At 38.7% G+C, this 17,813-nt stretch carries 19 protein-coding genes; 1 reads left to right on the plus strand and 18 read right to left on the minus strand.

All coding sequences use genetic code 11. The features are described 5' to 3' along the window. Positions 1-8: 8 nt before the first annotated feature. The 15 genes from PGP85_RS14240 to PGP85_RS14310 all read right to left on the minus strand — a co-directional run bounded on the left by PGP85_RS14240 (position 9) and on the right by PGP85_RS14310 (position 14,263). On the minus strand, positions 9-791 hold the full coding sequence (locus tag PGP85_RS14240) for a YlmH family RNA-binding protein (protein ID WP_010740477.1): 783 nt from the start codon (positions 789-791) through the stop codon (positions 9-11). A 12-nt stretch (positions 792-803) separates the two neighbouring features. Next, positions 804-1,079, minus strand: coding sequence for a YggT family protein (locus tag PGP85_RS14245; RefSeq protein ID WP_010740478.1), 276 nt, complete (start codon positions 1,077-1,079; stop codon positions 804-806). A gap of 13 nt (positions 1,080-1,092) precedes the next feature. After that, a complete protein-coding gene (gene sepF, locus PGP85_RS14250) occupies positions 1,093-1,710 on the minus strand; it encodes a cell division protein SepF (protein WP_178981928.1) in 618 nt (205 codons plus the stop codon). A 9-nt stretch (positions 1,711-1,719) separates the two neighbouring features. Further along, positions 1,720-2,397 (minus strand): YggS family pyridoxal phosphate-dependent enzyme, encoded by a 678-nt coding sequence (locus PGP85_RS14255; protein WP_270328144.1) that lies wholly within the window; start codon positions 2,395-2,397, stop codon positions 1,720-1,722. 14 nt (positions 2,398-2,411) lie between these two features. After that, complete coding sequence (gene ftsZ / locus PGP85_RS14260) at positions 2,412-3,650, minus strand: cell division protein FtsZ (protein WP_010740481.1); 1,239 nt, start codon at positions 3,648-3,650, stop codon at positions 2,412-2,414. Between the two features lie 21 nt (positions 3,651-3,671). Beyond that, positions 3,672-4,997, minus strand: a complete 1,326-nt coding sequence (ftsA, locus tag PGP85_RS14265) for a cell division protein FtsA (RefSeq protein WP_090402013.1) — start codon at positions 4,995-4,997, stop codon at positions 3,672-3,674. 165 nt (positions 4,998-5,162) lie between these two features. Next, positions 5,163-6,287, minus strand: coding sequence for a cell division protein FtsQ/DivIB (locus PGP85_RS14270; RefSeq protein WP_408639901.1), 1,125 nt, complete (start codon positions 6,285-6,287; stop codon positions 5,163-5,165). A 3-nt stretch (positions 6,288-6,290) separates the two neighbouring features. Beyond that, entirely contained in the window at positions 6,291-7,382 is a 1,092-nt protein-coding gene (gene murG, locus PGP85_RS14275; protein ID WP_010740484.1) for an undecaprenyldiphospho-muramoylpentapeptide beta-N-acetylglucosaminyltransferase, read from the minus strand. Positions 7,383-7,391: 9 nt separating this feature from the next. After that, positions 7,392-8,756 (minus strand): UDP-N-acetylmuramoyl-L-alanine--D-glutamate ligase, encoded by a 1,365-nt coding sequence (murD, locus tag PGP85_RS14280; protein WP_010740485.1) that lies wholly within the window; start codon positions 8,754-8,756, stop codon positions 7,392-7,394. A gap of 14 nt (positions 8,757-8,770) precedes the next feature. Beyond that, positions 8,771-9,733, minus strand: a complete 963-nt coding sequence (mraY, locus tag PGP85_RS14285; RefSeq protein ID WP_010740486.1) for a phospho-N-acetylmuramoyl-pentapeptide-transferase — start codon at positions 9,731-9,733, stop codon at positions 8,771-8,773. A gap of 16 nt (positions 9,734-9,749) precedes the next feature. Then, entirely contained in the window at positions 9,750-11,939 is a 2,190-nt protein-coding gene (locus PGP85_RS14290) for a penicillin-binding transpeptidase domain-containing protein (protein WP_010740487.1), read from the minus strand. After that, positions 11,940-12,317: a cell division protein FtsL gene (gene ftsL, locus PGP85_RS14295; protein ID WP_178981913.1), complete on the minus strand. Its 378-nt coding sequence runs from the start codon at positions 12,315-12,317 to the stop codon at positions 11,940-11,942. Between the two features lie 5 nt (positions 12,318-12,322). After that, positions 12,323-13,276 (minus strand): 16S rRNA (cytosine(1402)-N(4))-methyltransferase RsmH, encoded by a 954-nt coding sequence (gene rsmH / locus PGP85_RS14300; RefSeq protein WP_010740489.1) that lies wholly within the window; start codon positions 13,274-13,276, stop codon positions 12,323-12,325. Positions 13,277-13,291: 15 nt separating this feature from the next. Beyond that, a complete protein-coding gene (gene mraZ, locus PGP85_RS14305) occupies positions 13,292-13,723 on the minus strand; it encodes a division/cell wall cluster transcriptional repressor MraZ (protein ID WP_010740490.1) in 432 nt (143 codons plus the stop codon). A gap of 168 nt (positions 13,724-13,891) precedes the next feature. Continuing rightward, complete coding sequence (locus PGP85_RS14310; RefSeq protein WP_034709415.1) at positions 13,892-14,263, minus strand: DUF3397 domain-containing protein; 372 nt, start codon at positions 14,261-14,263, stop codon at positions 13,892-13,894. Positions 14,264-14,491: 228 nt separating this feature from the next. Between PGP85_RS14310 and PGP85_RS14315 the strand changes: the two genes are divergently transcribed. Continuing rightward, a complete protein-coding gene (locus PGP85_RS14315) occupies positions 14,492-14,608 on the plus strand; it encodes a DUF4044 domain-containing protein (protein WP_010740492.1) in 117 nt (38 codons plus the stop codon). Positions 14,609-14,634: 26 nt separating this feature from the next. Here PGP85_RS14315 and recN read toward each other — a convergent pair whose 3' ends face one another. The 3 genes from recN to PGP85_RS14330 all read right to left on the minus strand — a co-directional run bounded on the left by recN (position 14,635) and on the right by PGP85_RS14330 (position 17,720). Beyond that, positions 14,635-16,305: a DNA repair protein RecN gene (gene recN, locus PGP85_RS14320; protein WP_270328150.1), complete on the minus strand. Its 1,671-nt coding sequence runs from the start codon at positions 16,303-16,305 to the stop codon at positions 14,635-14,637. A 126-nt stretch (positions 16,306-16,431) separates the two neighbouring features. Further along, positions 16,432-16,890: an arginine repressor gene (locus PGP85_RS14325; RefSeq protein WP_090402001.1), complete on the minus strand. Its 459-nt coding sequence runs from the start codon at positions 16,888-16,890 to the stop codon at positions 16,432-16,434. 14 nt (positions 16,891-16,904) lie between these two features. Next, positions 16,905-17,720: a TlyA family RNA methyltransferase gene (locus PGP85_RS14330; protein WP_270328152.1), complete on the minus strand. Its 816-nt coding sequence runs from the start codon at positions 17,718-17,720 to the stop codon at positions 16,905-16,907. Positions 17,721-17,813: the final 93 nt, after the last annotated feature.

Here is a 17,813-nt window from a genome sequence, read left to right on the forward strand (position 1 = left end):
TCATAAATTTATTTTCGCAAAACGCCTAAGCGCAAACGAAATTTTTCTTTCTTTGTTTTTCCTTCTAGACCTTGAATTTGAATTCGTCCGAATCCACGAACAGAAATAACATCTAATAAATCAAGTAAGTAATCCGGCCGTTCATTAACCGACCAATTTACTTTAACTTTATTAGCTTCAACTAACTGTTTTGAACGTTGGCGTGAGATATTATAAACGGTTGAAATAATCGCATCTAATCTCAGTGAAGTAGCCGTCGTAGTTTCTTCGACCCAACTATCCTTGGGAATAATGATATCTGTGTACGGACGTTCCTCTAAATGAACGGTTACACGTCCAATTTTAGTTACTTGATTCTCGATATAACTAGCGGATTCTTTTGCTAAGAAAATTTGCCAACGATCACCGTCAGAAATAATATCACCAAAATAGTCTCGCTTGATTCCCGCATTCATCAGTGTTCCCAAAATCTTCCCATGAGAAAGCTCGGTAAACTTCTGCGGATAATTGATCTCAATCATTACTAACTCAAAATCATCTAATTGAGGTTCATAATAATCTGGGTAAATCATACAACGACAACGTTCCGCATTTTCATATCCGCCATAAAACGAGAATTTCAATTCGCTGTTCTCACGAATCAAAGTTTCCAATATATATGCCTGTCGAGGGTCTAAAAAATTCGTTAAATAAGGAGCATATTGGCTTTCAACTTGTTCTAACCAATCGCCAACACTTTCAACAAATGGATGCTCTTCCGGTCTAAAATGTTGATAGACATTTGCATTCATATTGCCACCTCCTTAATAAATAAGATTAATCAGAATTTTTTGTAAAACCTCCATCGCAATATTCAATGCTAAGATAGCTGCCATAATTGAAAAATCGATTCCGCCAAATTGTAAAGGCAAACGTCGAAACAAATCAAGAAAGGGCTCACAGATTCGACCTAAAAGCTGGCCAAATCTCGATTGATAAGCTCCTGGGAACCATGACATCAATGCGTAAACTACTAAAAGAATCGTATAGAGATAAACCAATCGATTCAAAATATTAAAAAGTGTAATAATCAGTTCCAAATAAGCGGCTCCTTTACATTTCTAATCCATAAATGTCGTCATCAACCATAGAACTCAATGTAGAGCTGGTAATTTCAACATTCGTTGGTGTACATAAAAACATTTCATTTCCGACACGTTTGATATCACCATCGATCATAAAGACTGCGCCGGTTAGAAAATCTACGACGCGGCGTGCTTTCATTTCATCTAGAGATTGGAAGTTGATCAGGACCACTTCACCTTGACCCACTCGTTTTGCGATAGTCATCGCTTCATTGTAGGCTCTTGGTTCAACTACTGAAATACGGTCTTTTCTCTTTTCTTCCACCCTTGGTGCAAGTCGTTGTGCCCGAGTGTTATTGTTTGGCATAGAGACTACTTTTTCATTTTTCTTCGGCATACTTTCTGCCTTTTTTACTACATTCTCAGCCCGTCTATTCGTCGGTTGACTATTCACCACTGGCTGAGTTTTTTCCTTTGGACGTTCCTGTTTTTGGTATATAGGACGTGCCGTCACGCGTTCTTTTTTCTTAGGCGTGCTTACTGGGCGGCTAACCTGCTTTTTTGGTGCAGGCGCTGCTACTTCTTCATACATGTCATCATCTGCTAAACCAAAAAAATCAGTGATCTTTGCTAGACTAATTCCCATTAACTTTACCTAACCTTTCCTAAATAGTGCCGTTCCGATTCGAACAAAGGTGGCACCTTCTTCAATTGCCGTTTTGAAGTCTTGGCTCATTCCCATACTCAATTCTGTGCATGGCGCATACTGCAAGTTTAATTTTTTCATACTTTCTTGAAGCAGTTTCAAGGTAGAAAAAATATCGCGAACCTCTTGCTGACTAGCCTCATAAGGAGCCATTGTCATCAAGCCGATCACATTTATCTTATCTAATCCTTCTAACTCTTCGATAAAGGAAGGAAGCTCCTTTGGCTGGATACCATGCTTTGATTCTTCCCCCGAAACATTTACTTCAATGAAACAATTTATTTGGTGTTCTGCACGTTTTTGAATTTCTTGTGCCAAACGTAAACTATCTAATGCATGAAAGTAATCAATCTCATTTATAATCAATTTTACCTTGCGACGCTGTAAATTGCCAATAAGATGCCATTTAATCTGTTGATTTTGCGAAAGACTTTGCTTTTTTTCAAGTAACTTATCTACTCGATTTTCTGCTAAATCTGTTACACCTAATTCAACGAGTTCATTTGCTGCATTGGAGTCGACACTCTTGGTCACCGCAACCATGGTAATATCTTCCGGGTTACGTGAAACAAGAGCACACGACTCCTGAATCTCTTGCTCGATTCTATGCAAGTTTTCAGCGATCATGTGCTCTCCCCCTCTTATTTTCTACGGCGAAAGAATGGTGGTGTATCAAGTTCTTCGTCTTTTTCAGGTTTTACTTCTTCACGATTGAAAGTTTCGAACTCTTTCTTTTCGATGTTATCAAATTGCGTTTCTTCAACCTTTGGACGGATGTTTTCTTCTTTACGAATATCCCATTCACCAAAAGCAGATTGGCCTTCATTATTTCTTGCAGGCTCAATATCTAAATTTTGCTTTTGCGGAACTGATTGGATTTGACTAGCACGTTGTGTATTACGTGTAGCCTTACGCTCCTTTTTTGTTGGATCAATTCCTGTCGCAATTACTGTAACGCGAATTTCATCGCCTAATTCTTCGCTGATTGATGTACCTAAGATGATATTTACATCGCCTGTTGCCGCACTTGCAACAATGTCAGAAGCATCTTGTGCTTCAAATAGCGTCATATCTAAGCCGCCAGTAATATTTAATAGTACTTGTTCTGCTCCATCGATTGATGTCTCTAATAATGGAGATGAAATAGCTTTTTTCGTTGCTTCAACTACACGATCTTCACCACTTGCTACACCGATACCCATCAAGGCAGTTCCTTGATTAGCCATCACTGTTTTCACATCGGCGAAGTCCAAGTTCACATAACCAGGAGCAGTGATCAAGTCTGAAATACCTTGAACCCCTTGACGTAAGACATTGTCTGCTTCACGGAATGCTTCAAGCATCGGAGTCTTTTTATCAACAACTTCAAGTAAACGGTTATTTGAAATGATCAATAACGTATCGACATTCTCTTTTAATAATGAGATACCTTCTGCAGCAAAACGACCACGTTTTGGTCCTTCAAAGCTGAATGGGCGTGTAACTACACCAACTGTCAGCGCGCCAAGGTCTTTAGCGATTTTCGCAACGATCGGAGCAGCACCCGTACCAGTACCTCCGCCCATGCCGGCTGTAATGAAGACCATGTCTGCACCCTCTAAGGCATCTTGGATTGCTTGTTCACTTTCTTCTGCTGATTTTTGACCAACTTCAGGTTGTGATCCAGCACCTAAACCACGAGTATATTTAGGGCCTAATTGAATAACTGTTTCTGCTTTTGAATTTTTAAGGGCTTGTACATCAGTGTTTGATGCGATGAACTCAACGCCTTTGACGTTTTCCTCGATCATACGGTTGATGGCATTGCCACCGCCACCGCCAACACCGATAACCTTAATAACAGCACCTTCGTTAATATTGTTATCTATTGAGAATTCCATGTTTTTTATTCCTCCTACAGATTAGTCAAAAATATTAGAGAAGAAGTCTTTAATCTTCCCGGTTACTTTTTCTTCATTTTTTGGTTTTGTTTCTTCTTCATAATCATTTGATGCTTCGTAATCATCGTATACAGGTGCTGTTGATACTGCATTTGTCTGTGGTGAAGAAGATAAAGATACTTTTTCACCCGTAACAGCTGATTTCGCCAAATGGTAAACATCGCTTAATTCAGCTGAATAATTGACGATGCTGATGACATTTGTAAAGACCGGATTTCTCAAGCCCATTTGATTTGGCACATGCAATTTAACTGTCGTACCAAAAATATCTTCGGCCAAGTCGACCACGCCCGGTAAGCTTGCAGCTCCACCAGTTAAAACAACTCCGCCCGGCAAATCAAGTGCTTCAATCTCATCTAAAGATTCTTTTGCTTTACGGAAAATTTGTTCTAACCGAGCTTCGATAATCTCAGCTAAATACCGTTCATCAACTTTCACTGGTTCTGTCTTCCCAATGACATCAACTGGAAAATCCTCATCAGCTGATGTACGGCTAGGATACGCATCCCCATAATTGATTTTTAAAGCTTCTGCATTATTAAATGATGTATTTAAAACGATGGAGATATCTTTTGTAACGAACTCTCCACCTTCTTGATCTACGTGAGTGAATTTCAATTGTTTATCGTGCATAACTGCCGTTGTAGTTTGTCCGCCACCCATATCAATTACGATCGTTCCAAAATCTTTTTCACCATCAGATAATGTCGATTCTGTTAAAGCTAGGGATGTAATCACTGTTTCAGCAACAGATAACCCTGCCTTTTCTACGCATTTTGTAATGTTATGAATGATTGTTTTAGGACCAGTAAAGACTAAACCGAACATTTCAAGACGAACGCCGATCATTCCTCTTGGGTCTTTAATTCCTTCAAAACCGTCAACAGTAAATTCCTGAGGTAATAGCGCAACAATTTGTCTTTCAGGAGGAACAGAACGAACCATTGCTGCTGAAGCGACATTACGAACATCTTCATCCATAATCTCTTTTGACTCATTGTTAACAGCGATCATCCCCTGACAAGTCTCAACTTCTAATAAGTTGGCAGGTAATCCTACGCTGACACTTTTAATTTGAATCCCAGCTTTTTCCTCGGCCTGTTTTACTGCCCGTTGAATCGCTTGTACTGTTTTATCGATGTCTACGATAATCCCACGGTTGATTCCCTCTGATTTTGCGTTTCCAACACCAATGATATTCATTTGGCTATCGATGTACTCGGCAACAACAACTTTTATCGATGTTGTCCCGATATCAAGGCCTACATACATTCCTGCTTTTGCCATGAATGGGATTCCCTCCTATTTTCAAATAAATGCTTTATTCAGATTTAATATTTTAAGTTACTGTTAAGCATGAAATATAATTTTTTGCAAGTAATTCACTGCCTTCAATTTTAACACATTTTGCCTAGAATGAAAAAGAAGATTCAACATTTTCTTGTAATAAATTTAATCATTTCCAACAGCCGTTCCAGATTGATCTGTCGAGTTTTGTGTCGCATCCTCTGTATCGGATTTTTCATCGTATGGATAGCTGTATATCCCAGCCTCCATATCTACGACACCTTTAATTTGTTTGTCATTCATTTGTTTAGCGATTTGGGGATAATATTTCATTTTTTCTCCCAAATCATTGATACTTACCAGAACTTTATTTCCATCATTCATGAAAATTTCCAATAGTTCTTTATTTTCACTCGTTGGTGCGTATTTTATCTGAGAAATTCCCTGTTTTACTTCTCCGGATAATTTTTTATACCCTTCTAATACCTTTAGAATTCGTTTCGAACCCGTAAAACTTTCTAAGATAGGCAAATCACCATTATTTTTTGGGACTTCGATTGGAATAATTTTTCCATTTGAAATAACCGGAGAATACTTCCCATCACTTTCCAAATAGGCAACTTCAGGATACTCTTTGATTTTCACTTCAAAACTATTGAGACCGTCAATGTGAACTTCCGCGTTCTCAATTTGCAGCTCCTGTTTCTTTAATCGTTTTACATTCGCTTCACGATCAAAATACTGACTCCAAAGATTATCGCCAATAGTAAAATTGAGTTCTTTTTCTATTACTTCTGCCGAAATATTCTCGTTGCCTTTTACACTCACTCCGCCCAGCTTACCCAACGGCGAAATATAATACAATAGTAACACAGCAGGTATCGAAAATAATCCGATCAGAATGGAAGTTCTGCGTAAGAGGCGACGATTGCGTTCATGTCTGATATTCGGTAATCGGTCTAAAAAGGAGCCATTTTTTGGTCCATTGGATACCGCTTCTGTCTCATCTTCCTCAATAACGGCATCTACCACTTCTGAATCTGGCTTTTTAGGTTCTTCCTTTTTTTCAATGACAGATTCATTAGTGCTTGCCGTTTCGACAGATTGTTCAGGATTTTTCTGTGGTACTTGTGATGGCTCAGCTTCACCATTTTCAAGATTTTTTTGTTTTAAGTATTCCATGTTTGCTAATTGCCATGGAGTCAAATTTTCTTGTTTTGGTTTTTGTTCTTCTTGCTGCTCCTTATTTTCTTCTGGAAACTCTTCACGACTAATGATCCTCACCTCCAAAAATTATCCGACGATCTCGTTTACCAATGACCATAGACGTTCCGCCGCGTCCGGTATTCCTTCTTGGCGGGAGGCTTTCGCCATCGCCTCTCTTTTTTCAGAGTCGTTCATAATTTCATCTACTGCATCTATCAAACTCTCACCCGTTAAGTCAGCATCTGGAATCATTTTTACAGCACCAGCATTAACCAAACTTTGAGCGTTCTTTGTTTGATGGTCATTTGTCACATATGGGCTTGGGATCAAGATTGCCGGTAATCCCAAAGCTGTAAGTTCTGCGATTGACGTTGCACCGGCACGTCCAATCAATAAATCAACATTTGCCATAACATCAGTCATATTTTTAATGTACGGTTGCAATGATAAATTTCGGTTGATTTTTTCTACGTCGAATTTCTCTTTTATTTCGTTATAGTACCGATCACCTGATGCGTAGAGAACCTGATAATCTTTTTGTGAAAATTTGGGTAGTGCCTGAATAACTGCTTGATTGATTTTAAGAGCTCCTTGGCTTCCTCCAAAAATCAATACGGTAGGAATATCTGGTAATAAACCATATTGCTCCAAAACTTCCGATTTGCCACTAGTCACAACTTCTTGTGCTCTTGGATTGCCCACTAAGACAGTTTTGCTTTCTGGAAAATATTGAGCTGCATCAGGGAAACAAATTCCCACTCGGTCAGCAAAACGACTTAAAAATTTATTTGTCATACCTGGAACACTATTTTGTTCATGAACAATCGTCGGAATCTTCATCCGAGCGGCTGCATAAACCACCGATCCAGAAACATAACCACCCGTTCCAATTACGACATCGGGTTTGAATTCTCGCAGAATTTCTTTTGACCGCTTGATACTCTCAAGAAATAATTGAACCGTTTTGATATTATCGAGCGAAAGCTTCCGCTTAAACCCTTGAATTTTGATTGTTTTAAAAGAGATGCCTGTCTCAGGCACGATTTTATTTTCCAACCCACGATGAGTACCTACATATAAAAATTCAGAATCAGGCTGGATCTTTTGTACGTAGCGGATAAATGCCAAGGCTGGATATATATGTCCACCCGTGCCGCCGCCTGTAACAAGTATTCTCATTTCATTTCCCTACTTTTCTAATTGCTTTACAGCATGCATAAATTTATCTCCGCGAATTTCGAAGTTAGGATACTGATCCCAACTTGCATTTGCAGGGGATAACAAAATATTATCACCGGCCTCACTTTGTTCATAGGCCAAAGGAACTGCCGTTTCAACATTTGAGGTCATAATAATTGTTTGAATCCCGGCACGCCTTGCAGTATCAGCCAATTTATCCTTCGTTTCGCCAAACAGAATGACAGCCTTGACCCCTTCAAAAGCCGGAATCAATTCATCAAACCCATTTCCACGGTCTAAGCCACCGGCCAATAAAATCAAACGGTCATTATCAAAACCGCTTAAAGCCATTTCAGTAGCTAAACTGTTCGTTGCTTTCGAGTCATTGTAAAATTTTCGTCCGTTGATTGTATCCACGTATTGAGTTCTATGTGGTACACCATGAAAATTGCTCAATGCTGTTCGAATTCCTTCGTTAGAAACACCTTTTAGTTTTGCAACGATGATTGCTGCTAACGCATTTTCAATATTGTGTGCACCTGGTACACCCAGTTCAGCAGCCTCCATGATTTTTTCTTCTTCATAATATAAACCACCGTCTAATAAATAAGCCCCATTAGCAATTTTTTCCTTTGTTGAAAAAGGAATAACTTGCGCCTTAGTTTGTTGGCTCATTTCTTGTAATTCCTTAGAATTCCAATTTAGAATTAGATGACCATCTGCGGTCATATTTTCCTGAATCGACCATTTAGCCGCTACATAGTTTTCACGTGTTTTATGGTAGTCCAGATGTGCCTCATAAATATTAGTAATAACAGCGATCTGTGGCTTGAAGTCTTTTATTCCCATTAATTGAAAACTAGAGAGTTCCATAACGATATCATCTTCTGCCATTGCTTTAGCAGCCACAGCACTAGCAGGAAAACCAATATTTCCAGCTAAATGTGCTTTCCCTGCTGAACGTTCTTGGTTCAACAATAGACCGATCATGGTAGTAGTTGTCGTCTTGCCATTCGTTCCAGTGATACCAACGATTGGACATTCTGCGACTTGGTAAGCCAACTCCACTTCGGTCAAAATTGGGATATGCAATTCTTCAGCTTTCGCTACTAAGGGATTATCATAAGGAATTCCTGGATTTTTTACCATCAATGAAAAATCCTCATCCAGTAACTCAATTGGATGATGACCTGTAATTACTCGAACACCCTGTTCCAATAACTCTTGAGCTTCAGGATTTTCTTCAAACGGTTTTCCATCGTTGACCGTAACAAATGCGCCCAAGTCATTTAATAACTTGGCCGCACTAAATCCGCTCTTCGCTAATCCTAATACTAATACTTTTTCATTTTCATATTGTTTAATTTGTTTCATTTCCTAGTCATCTCCTACAGTACGATCAATAAAACAATAATGGAAGCAATGAGGCCGATTGCCCAAAACACCGTGTCGACCTTCCACTCCGACCAACCGGACATTTCAAAATGGTGATGCAGTGGTGACATTTTAAAAACACGCTTACCTGTCATTTTAAAGGAAGTGACTTGAATAATCACGCTTGCTGTTTCAAAAATGTAAACTAACCCAACTAGCAACAGAGTCCATTCTTGGTGTAATATGATTGACACAGCTGCCAACAACCCACCTAAAGCCAGAGACCCTACATCTCCCATAAAGATCTTTGCTGGTTTTCTATTGTAAGGAAAGAAGCCAACTAAGCCGCCCATTACAGCTAAACAGACGATCAATACTTCATACTGCTGTTGATTCCATGCGATAATTCCGTATGTCGCAAAGGAGATTGTTCCTAACCCTGACACCAAACCATCGATTCCATCGGTAAGATTTACTGCATTTGAAAAACCAACCAGCCAAAAAATCACAAACAAGCCATAAAGAATGTTCAGCGGTAAATCAATCCCAAAGAAATTCAATGTATTAGGATAACCTTCCATCCGATAAACAACATAGAAGATAATCGCTACGACAACTTGTGCGATGAATTTTTGACTTGAAGTCAATCCTTCATTTTGCTTCTTCGCTAATTTGATAAAATCATCCAAAAAACCGATGATCCCATACAACAATAGAACAAATACTAAGATCATTAAAGAAGTGGTCATTTTATGTGTCCACAAGCTAAACCAAATAGTCGTGATGACAGCAGCGGCTAAAAATCCTAGTCCGCCCATTGTAGGCGTACCCGCTTTGGAGTTATGCCATTTCGGACCTTCGTCGCGAATTTCTTGTCCTTGTTTCCTCATTCTAAAATAACCAATTATAAAAGGCATCCCTGCGACAGTAATTGCGAAACTACTGGCAAAAGCGATAAATAGTTGTGCCGGTTGCATTTTTTTCTCTCCAGTCCTAACCTAACGTAATTTTCAATTTCTTTTTCGATACTTCTGCGTAAGGCGCTATATTTTGTTTCGTACAATAGCCGTCCCCTTTAAAGGTTACGTCAATATCTAACAAATTCGCCAATTTTAAGATATCTGCCTTTGACCAGCCTCGAACATCAGGCATTTCTTTCTTACCATCCGTTAACAAGATCAAGTGCTCGTTCGCCATGACTTTTTCACCTGGCTTCGCAGATTGTTTGATTACTTTTTCTCCATCACCAACAACGACTGCCGTCACTCCACGTTTGTTAGCATCAGCCGCAGCTTTGGAAGTTGAGAGATTCCGGTAATCCTCTACCGTAACCTTTGTATTACTTTCTTCATCTGAGGAATCAGAAGTATTATTTTGGAATTCCATTGCACGAGTTAGTAATGGATTCGCGATTTCTCCCAGAATGCCTTCCTTATTTTCTTGAGGCTGTTTAAGCGTCAAGTACAAAATATATTCGGGATCCTCTGAAGGTAGCATCAATGCAATCGAATAGATATAATTTGTGTCACCTGTAAGATAAGTACCACCACTTGCAATTTGCGCAGTACCAGTTTTAGCAGAAATATGATAACCGGGAACCTTATATTGATCGTAAGCAGAACCATAGTTTTCACTCTCAACGGTATCTCTCATATACTCACGTACTTTTTGAGCCGTTTCAGCCGTTATGGGTTCTCCAACAACTTCCGGTTTTGTGATAATTTCTTTTCCTGTATTAGGATTGGAAACTTTCTCTATATAATGAGGTTGCAGCATTTTTCCATCATTTGCTACAGCAGTGAAACCACGCATCATTTGGAAATTTGTTACCCCAATTGCTTGTCCATAAGAACTCATTGCTTGGTCGACGATATTGCTCGTCGGTAATGTTCCTTTTGACTCTCCAGGCAAACCGGAGTAGGTACTTTGACCAAAACCAAAACGTTTTACGTATTCTGGCCAACGATCACCTAATCTTTCTTCCAGCTTAACCATCCCAACGTTACTAGACCAAGAAAGAGCTTGACGCATCGTCAATATTCCTTTTTTACCCAAGTCCCAATCATTGATAGTCGCATCGGCAACTTGAATTTTGCCAGACATATAGCTCTCGTTTTCATTAAACACACCTTCGTTGACTGCGGCCGCCGTCGTGAAGACTTTCATCGTCGAACCTGGTTCATAACTATCTTCTATTAAGAAGTTTCGCCATGCATCAGATTCACCCAAGCCTTCTTTAGTCTCAGGGTTAAATGTCGGACGTTGAGACATCGCGAGTATGTCCCCTGTTTTTGCTTGCATTAATGTCGCAGTCATTTCAGTTGGTTTGGACTCAGAGTTAACTTTGTCTAACAGCGTTTCTAAATAGCTTTGCAGTCCAGCATCTAAAGTCGTATAAATGTCTTCTCCATTTACCGCTTTCTTCTCTTCTGCAACACTACCGGGAATCGGACGTTGATTTTCATCTTTTTGATAAACAACTTTCCCGTTTTTACCTTTTAGAACATCATCATAAGCAGCCTCGACACCCATCATTCCAACGAGTTCTTCTTTCTTATCCGGCTGGGCATAACCAATAAAATGAGAGGCAAAATTACCATTAGGATACATCCGATCCGTATGTTCTGTGAAATACAATCCTTGTACCTTAGCCTTCTTCATTGCATCTTCTATGTTTTGCTTGGTTTCTTCCGAGATGTTTTTCCCTTTGTTACCAAACTCAACTTGGTAATACTTACTAGTTCCATCACTATTTATACCGCTCTTCAACGTTTTTAAAACTGACTTTTCTTTAATTCCTAGATACTTATGTAAGATAGAGGCCAATTCGTCAAAATTTTTCTCTTGTGCGTACAATTTTTCTTTTCCTGAAACATAGCTTTCAGAGAGAATCGCGTAGACAGAATAAGATGTCGCATCTTCAGCGATTACTTCCCCGTTACGATCATATATTGTTCCACGTTTAGCTTTGACGACCTGACCACCGTGATACAATTCTTCCGTCTTAGCCTTCAACGAGGTACCTGCCACATGACCGCCTGCCACAACGTAAATCATACGAACGGCAAACAAAAAGAACAATCCAATACTCGTAGCAAACAAAATAACGCCTACTTTTTTGCGATTGTTCATCGGAGTCAAATTCTTTTTTCGGATTTTTCTTTTTAGCCTTTTAAAGCTCATTTACTTCACTTTCCTTAAATTCGCATCATTGATCGAAAGACCAGCCTTTTCAGCTACTTCTTTCAAACGATCAGAACGAGATAATTCACTCTTTTCTTGTTGCAATTGTGTCGCTGTTTTTTCTTTTGCATCAATATCAGTTTGAATACTAGTAATTTCATTCTGGGTTTTGCTGATTTCATTCCGGTAGTTGACCATCACGATTGATAGACCAACCAGCATCACTAAGAAAGCCAACACAGCAAATTTTTCAACTCGTGTGATTTTCTTTAAACGATCACCAGGAGAAACGAAGACTTTGAAAGAATCTGGCGTTTGGTGAATCTCTTCTTGCTGAGAATCAAATTGGAACTGTTGATTGTTTTTTAATTCTGCCATAATTCCTATCCTTTCTTCACTTTCTCGGCGATTCGTAATTTCGCACTTCTCGCACGATTATTATCATGTAATTCCTCTTCAGAAGGAATGATTGGTTTTCGATTAACCAATGTTAGCACTGGCTGAAATTCTTCAGGAACCACAGGTAAGCCTGGAGGCATGTCCTTCGGTGTACTGAATTCTTTAAACATCGTTTTTACAATACGATCTTCTAATGAATGAAAGGTAATTACACTAACCCTTCCTTCAATTGTTAATAGATCAATCGCCTGCTCAAGAGAACTTTCGATTGCACCTAATTCATCATTTACAGCAATACGAATGGCTTGGAAAACGCGTTTAGCAGGATGTCCGCCTTTTCGTCTTGCAGGAGCTGGAATGGCCTCCTTGATTACGTCCACTAATTCACCCGTTGTTTCTATAGGTTTTTCCTCGCGTCTGCGCTCGATCAATCGAGCGATTTGCTTGGAGAATTTTTCTTCGCCGTAACGAAAGAAAATTTTTATTAACTCGTGATAAGAATACTCATTTACAACTTGATAAGCACTTAATGGTGCATCTTGATCCATTCGCATGTCCAATGGTGCATCTTGGTGGTAGCTAAACCCACGCTCTGCTTCATCAAGTTGCGGTGATGAAACACCAAGATCATACAGAATTCCGTCAACTTCTGTTACCCCTAAACTATTCAGTTCAGTAGTAAGCTCTCTAAAGTTAGCTTTAACAAAGGTCACCTGATTTTCTGAGACATATTTAGCTAAGCGAATCTTCGCATTATCGATTGCATTCTGATCTTGATCAAAAGCATAAAGATGTCCATTTGCGTTTAACTGACTCAGTAAATACTCACTATGTCCAGCCCCGCCTAATGTACAATCAACATAAATACCGTTTGGTTTGATTGCTAGACCATCAACTGTCTCATGAAGCAAAACGGTTGTATGTTGAAAGTCTGTCATTGATAATCCTCTTCTCTAAAATCCAAAATCGACCATTGTTTCTGCAATGTCATCAAAACTAGCTTCTGTTTCTTTCGTAAATTCATTCCAACGTGATTGATCCCATATTTCTATTCGATTGGCTACGCCAATGATCACACATTCCTTTTCAAGCGAGGCATGACTGCGCAAAGACACAGGAATATTAATTCGTCCTTGCTTATCTATTTCACACTCAGTAGCAGCGGAGTAAAAGAAACGTACGAATGCACGCGCATCTTTCTTAGAAAGCGGCATTTCATTCAATTTTGTTTCTAGTTCGTTCCATTCGGTTAAAGGGTATCCAAACAAACACCCGTCCATTCCACGGGTAACAACAAATTTCTCGCCTAATTGTTCACGTAATTTTGATGGAACGATCAATCGACCTTTTGCATCAATATTATGTTGAAATTCTCCCATGAACATCTAGACTCCACCCCTTTTTACCACCGCATGAGTTTAGTCTACCACAATCCCCCACAATCTACCACATTTTGTAAAAAACAAAAATAACACTTTTTTGACCTTCACTAACCATACTGTTTTATCAAGCTATATCCGAATAATACAGAGTTTTTTTAGAGTTTTTTTCAATTATAAGGCATTAATAACACTAGTGATAATCAAAATAAAATAGACTAAAACTGATAGTAAAAATGTTAAACGCCAAAACATTTTGAAAAAACGACCATACATGATTTCACGATAGCGATACGCTTGAAAAACCACGACACTAATGCCCAATAATAGAATAGTTAGTAAAAAATATGGTAAAATTGAAAACGAACTGATACTTTTCGATATTTCGTGCATTCCAACAATTAAAAATGGCACTGTAATATCCGGTGTTTTCAAATTGAAACGTTGTTTTAATTTAAAAGTTGTTACGATATAATCAGACGCTAAAAAGACGATAATCGGAAAAATGTACCATAACAACAATACTGGTGAAAATGATGCCAACAAACACAGTCCTTCCTCTTCAAACTACTACCTTCACTATACTGCATTATCGTTACATTCGTGTTTCAATTCATTTAAAATATAAAGGATTTAGCAAGTTTTAACAATTGAATTCGCAATATTGGTGCGAAAAGATTTCTTAGTATTTTTTAAAAGTTTTTTTCAGTTATTTGCGGAGTTCTAATAAATGGAGTATGATGAATTTGAAATTTCTTTGAGGATGGTGACATCATGAATAACAAAAAATCCACTAGTACATTTTCTAAAGTTACAAAGATTGTTATTTGGACCATGTTAATTTTAACAATCGGTTCTTTAGTCTTGAGTAGTTTACTGAGTATTATGTAAGCAAATAGCCGGAGCAAATGCTCCGGCTATTTTTTTGCCAATTGCAATAATTCTCTTGCATGCTTGACAGTCAAGTCTGTAATTTCGGTTCCTGCTAACATGCGAGCGATTTCTTCTATCCGTTCCGTCTCCGATAATTCTTCCACCCTAGTCAACGTACGTCCATCAATTACTTCCTTACTGATGAACAATTGCTGATCAGCCTTGGCCGCTACTTGCGGAAGATGGGTGATACAAAGTGCCTGTGAATTTTGGCCTATTTGAAAAATTTTATCGGCAATCGCCTGAGCAACACGTCCACTTACACCAGTATCTACTTCGTCAAACACAATGCTGGTCAACCCTTGTGTTTTTGAGAAAATCGTCTTCAACGCCAACATAACTCGTGAAATTTCTCCACCAGAGGCGACTTTGACTAACGGCTTTAACGGTTCGCCAGGATTCGTTGTGATGTAAAACTCTACCTCGTCAATTCCTTCCGATGTAAAATTATTCTCGCCGAACTTCACTTCAAAACGAGCGTTCTCCATATACAAGTCTTTCAATTCATGTTGGATCGCAGTTTCTAACTTTTGAGCCATCTTTTTACGTGCTAGCTGCAGCTTTTCTGCCAAGCCCTGCAATTTTATTTCCCTATCTATTAATTCTTTTTCAAGCTTTTCCAACTTATCACCCGAAAAATCCGAGGTCAAAAGTTCTTGGCTGATCTGATCATAGTAGCTCAATATGACCTCTATAGAATCGCCATATTTTCGTTTCAATTGATGAATCAATTCCAAACGCTCGTTCACTAAGTCGAGTCGCTCTTCATCTAACTCCAACAAATCTAACTGACGTCCAATCTCACTTACAGCATCTTGTAATAGATAGTAAGCACTGTGTACATTGTCAGAAATATTTTCATAGTCTTTATCTAATGAAGCAATCGTTTGGAGCTCTTGACTGGCAGAACCAATCATATCTAAAGAACTTGTTTCTTCACTAGCCATTGCTTGGTAACTGTAAGAAAGACTATCAACAATTTTTTGATAGTTCATAAGCTTTCCACGTTCTTCTAGTAATCGCTCTTCCTCACCAAGAGAAAGTTCTGCATTACCTATCTCCTCTTGTTGAAAGGTCAGCATATCAATCCGTTGCACAAAAGATTGTTCATTTCGTTTGAATTTTTTTACCTGATTTGCCAAGGTTGTGTAATTTTGGTAAGCCATTTGATAAGCCATTTTAGTCTTTTGAAAAACTGCATCACCAAAACCGTCTAATAAACGTAAATGAGAGTCTGGATGCATCAATTCTTGATGGTCATTTTGCCCTTGAATATCGACCAAAAATTGTCCGATTCTACGCAAATTAGCCAACGTGACGATTCTGCCGTTTACACGAGAGACGCTTTTTCCTGAGACATTTAGATCTCGTTGAACAATCAACCCCGCTTCGTCGACCTCAATTCCAAGTTCTTCCATCAATACCTGAAACTCTTTTTGGGTTGGCAAATCAAATAGACCTTCTACCAAACATTTTTCACTGCCCTGACGAATATACTCAATCGAAGAACGAGCACCTGCCAACAAACTGACCGCATCAATAATAATCGATTTCCCAGCACCCGTTTCGCCGGTTAAAGCCGTCATTCCATCAGTGAAACCTAAATGTAACGAAGAAATGATCGCAAAATTTTTGATTGTCAATTCTTGCAACATTTTGTATTCTCCTTATTCCTATTAGTTGTAACTATTTTTTCTACAAACAACTATTTCTAAATTACAGCAAATGCAGCAAAAAAATAAAAAGCTGAATAAACATCTTACTTCTTCTGATACATACTATTAATTATTTTGACTTTTTTCAGCAATTTCCTGTTGAATGTTTCTAGCGTCCTCATCCGTTCGTGCAATCATCAAAACGCCGTCATCATCATTCAAAGTTGTAAATAGGCCTTTTGCAAATTGCTTTTCCAATAAATTGGCACAAGCTGAGGCATTGCCGGGCAGTGTTTTCACATTAATGAATTTCTCCATTTGATCTACTGAAATCACGGCCTCTTTCAAAAGATCAGCTAATTTCCCGTCCACGTCTTCTTGCTCTTTACGAGGTATACTATAGCGGTAGCCGCCATTTTGCGCTGGAACTTTTATCAACTTCATTTCTTTGATATCCCGTGAAATCGTAGCCTGCGTTACTGTTATCCCTTGTTGTCCTAGAATCGCCACAAAATCTTCTTGCTTCTTCACATCATACTCATTGAGTAGTTGCGTTATAATACGGTGTCGTTCTTGTTTCCGCATTCCTTCTCCTCCATTTATTTATCTAATTGCTGATGAGCTTCTGATACAACATTTGCCAGATCAATTTTTGGATTTAAAGTACCTTCTTTAGACGCTTTTTTCAGGTGAGCTAAGAACTCAATATTCCCTTCCCCACCGGTGATCGGAGAAAACGTTATTTCTTTTACATCAAACCCGTGTGTTGTAGCAAAGTTCGTAATTTCTTCTAGTACCATCAAATGTGTCTTCGGATCTTTGATAATTCCTTTCTTTCCAACATATTCTTTTCCTGCTTCGAATTGCGGCTTGATTAACGCAACTACATCACCGTCTTTAGTCAATATTTCATGTAACGGCGGCAAAATTAATTTTAACGAGATAAAAGAAACATCAATTGTTGCGAAATCCGGCTGCCCTTGTTGAAAGTCTTCTAACTTGGAATAGCGAAAATTCGTTCGCTCCATCACTACAACTCTCTCATCTTGCCGAAGTTTCCATGCCAATTGATTGTAGCCAACATCTAGTGCATAGCTTAAAGTTGCACCATTTTGCAATGCTACATCAGTAAATCCACCAGTAGAAGAACCAATATCTAATAAAATTTTCCGATCAATGTCTACATCAAAATCCTTGAGAGCCTTTTCCAATTTCAGCCCTCCACGAGAAACATACGCTAAGCTTTGACCTTTGACTTGAAGTTTAGTCTCAATCGAAATCTTTTCACCAGGTTTATCTAGACGTTCATTTTTTTGATCATACACTAATCCAGCCATTACACCGCGTTTTGCTTTTTCTCTAGTTTCAAATAGCCCTTGATTAAATGCTAATACATCGACACGTTCTTTTTTCATGTTGTTTCTCCTAATTCATTTTAAGGTATTCATTCTTTAAAGGATCTTCAGATATCATGCATGTCACCATACCAAATCTTTTCGTGCAAACCA

It is taken from the genome of Enterococcus malodoratus, assembly GCF_027659535.1.
Taxonomy (GTDB): Bacteria; Bacillota; Bacilli; order Lactobacillales; family Enterococcaceae; genus Enterococcus_A; species Enterococcus_A malodoratus.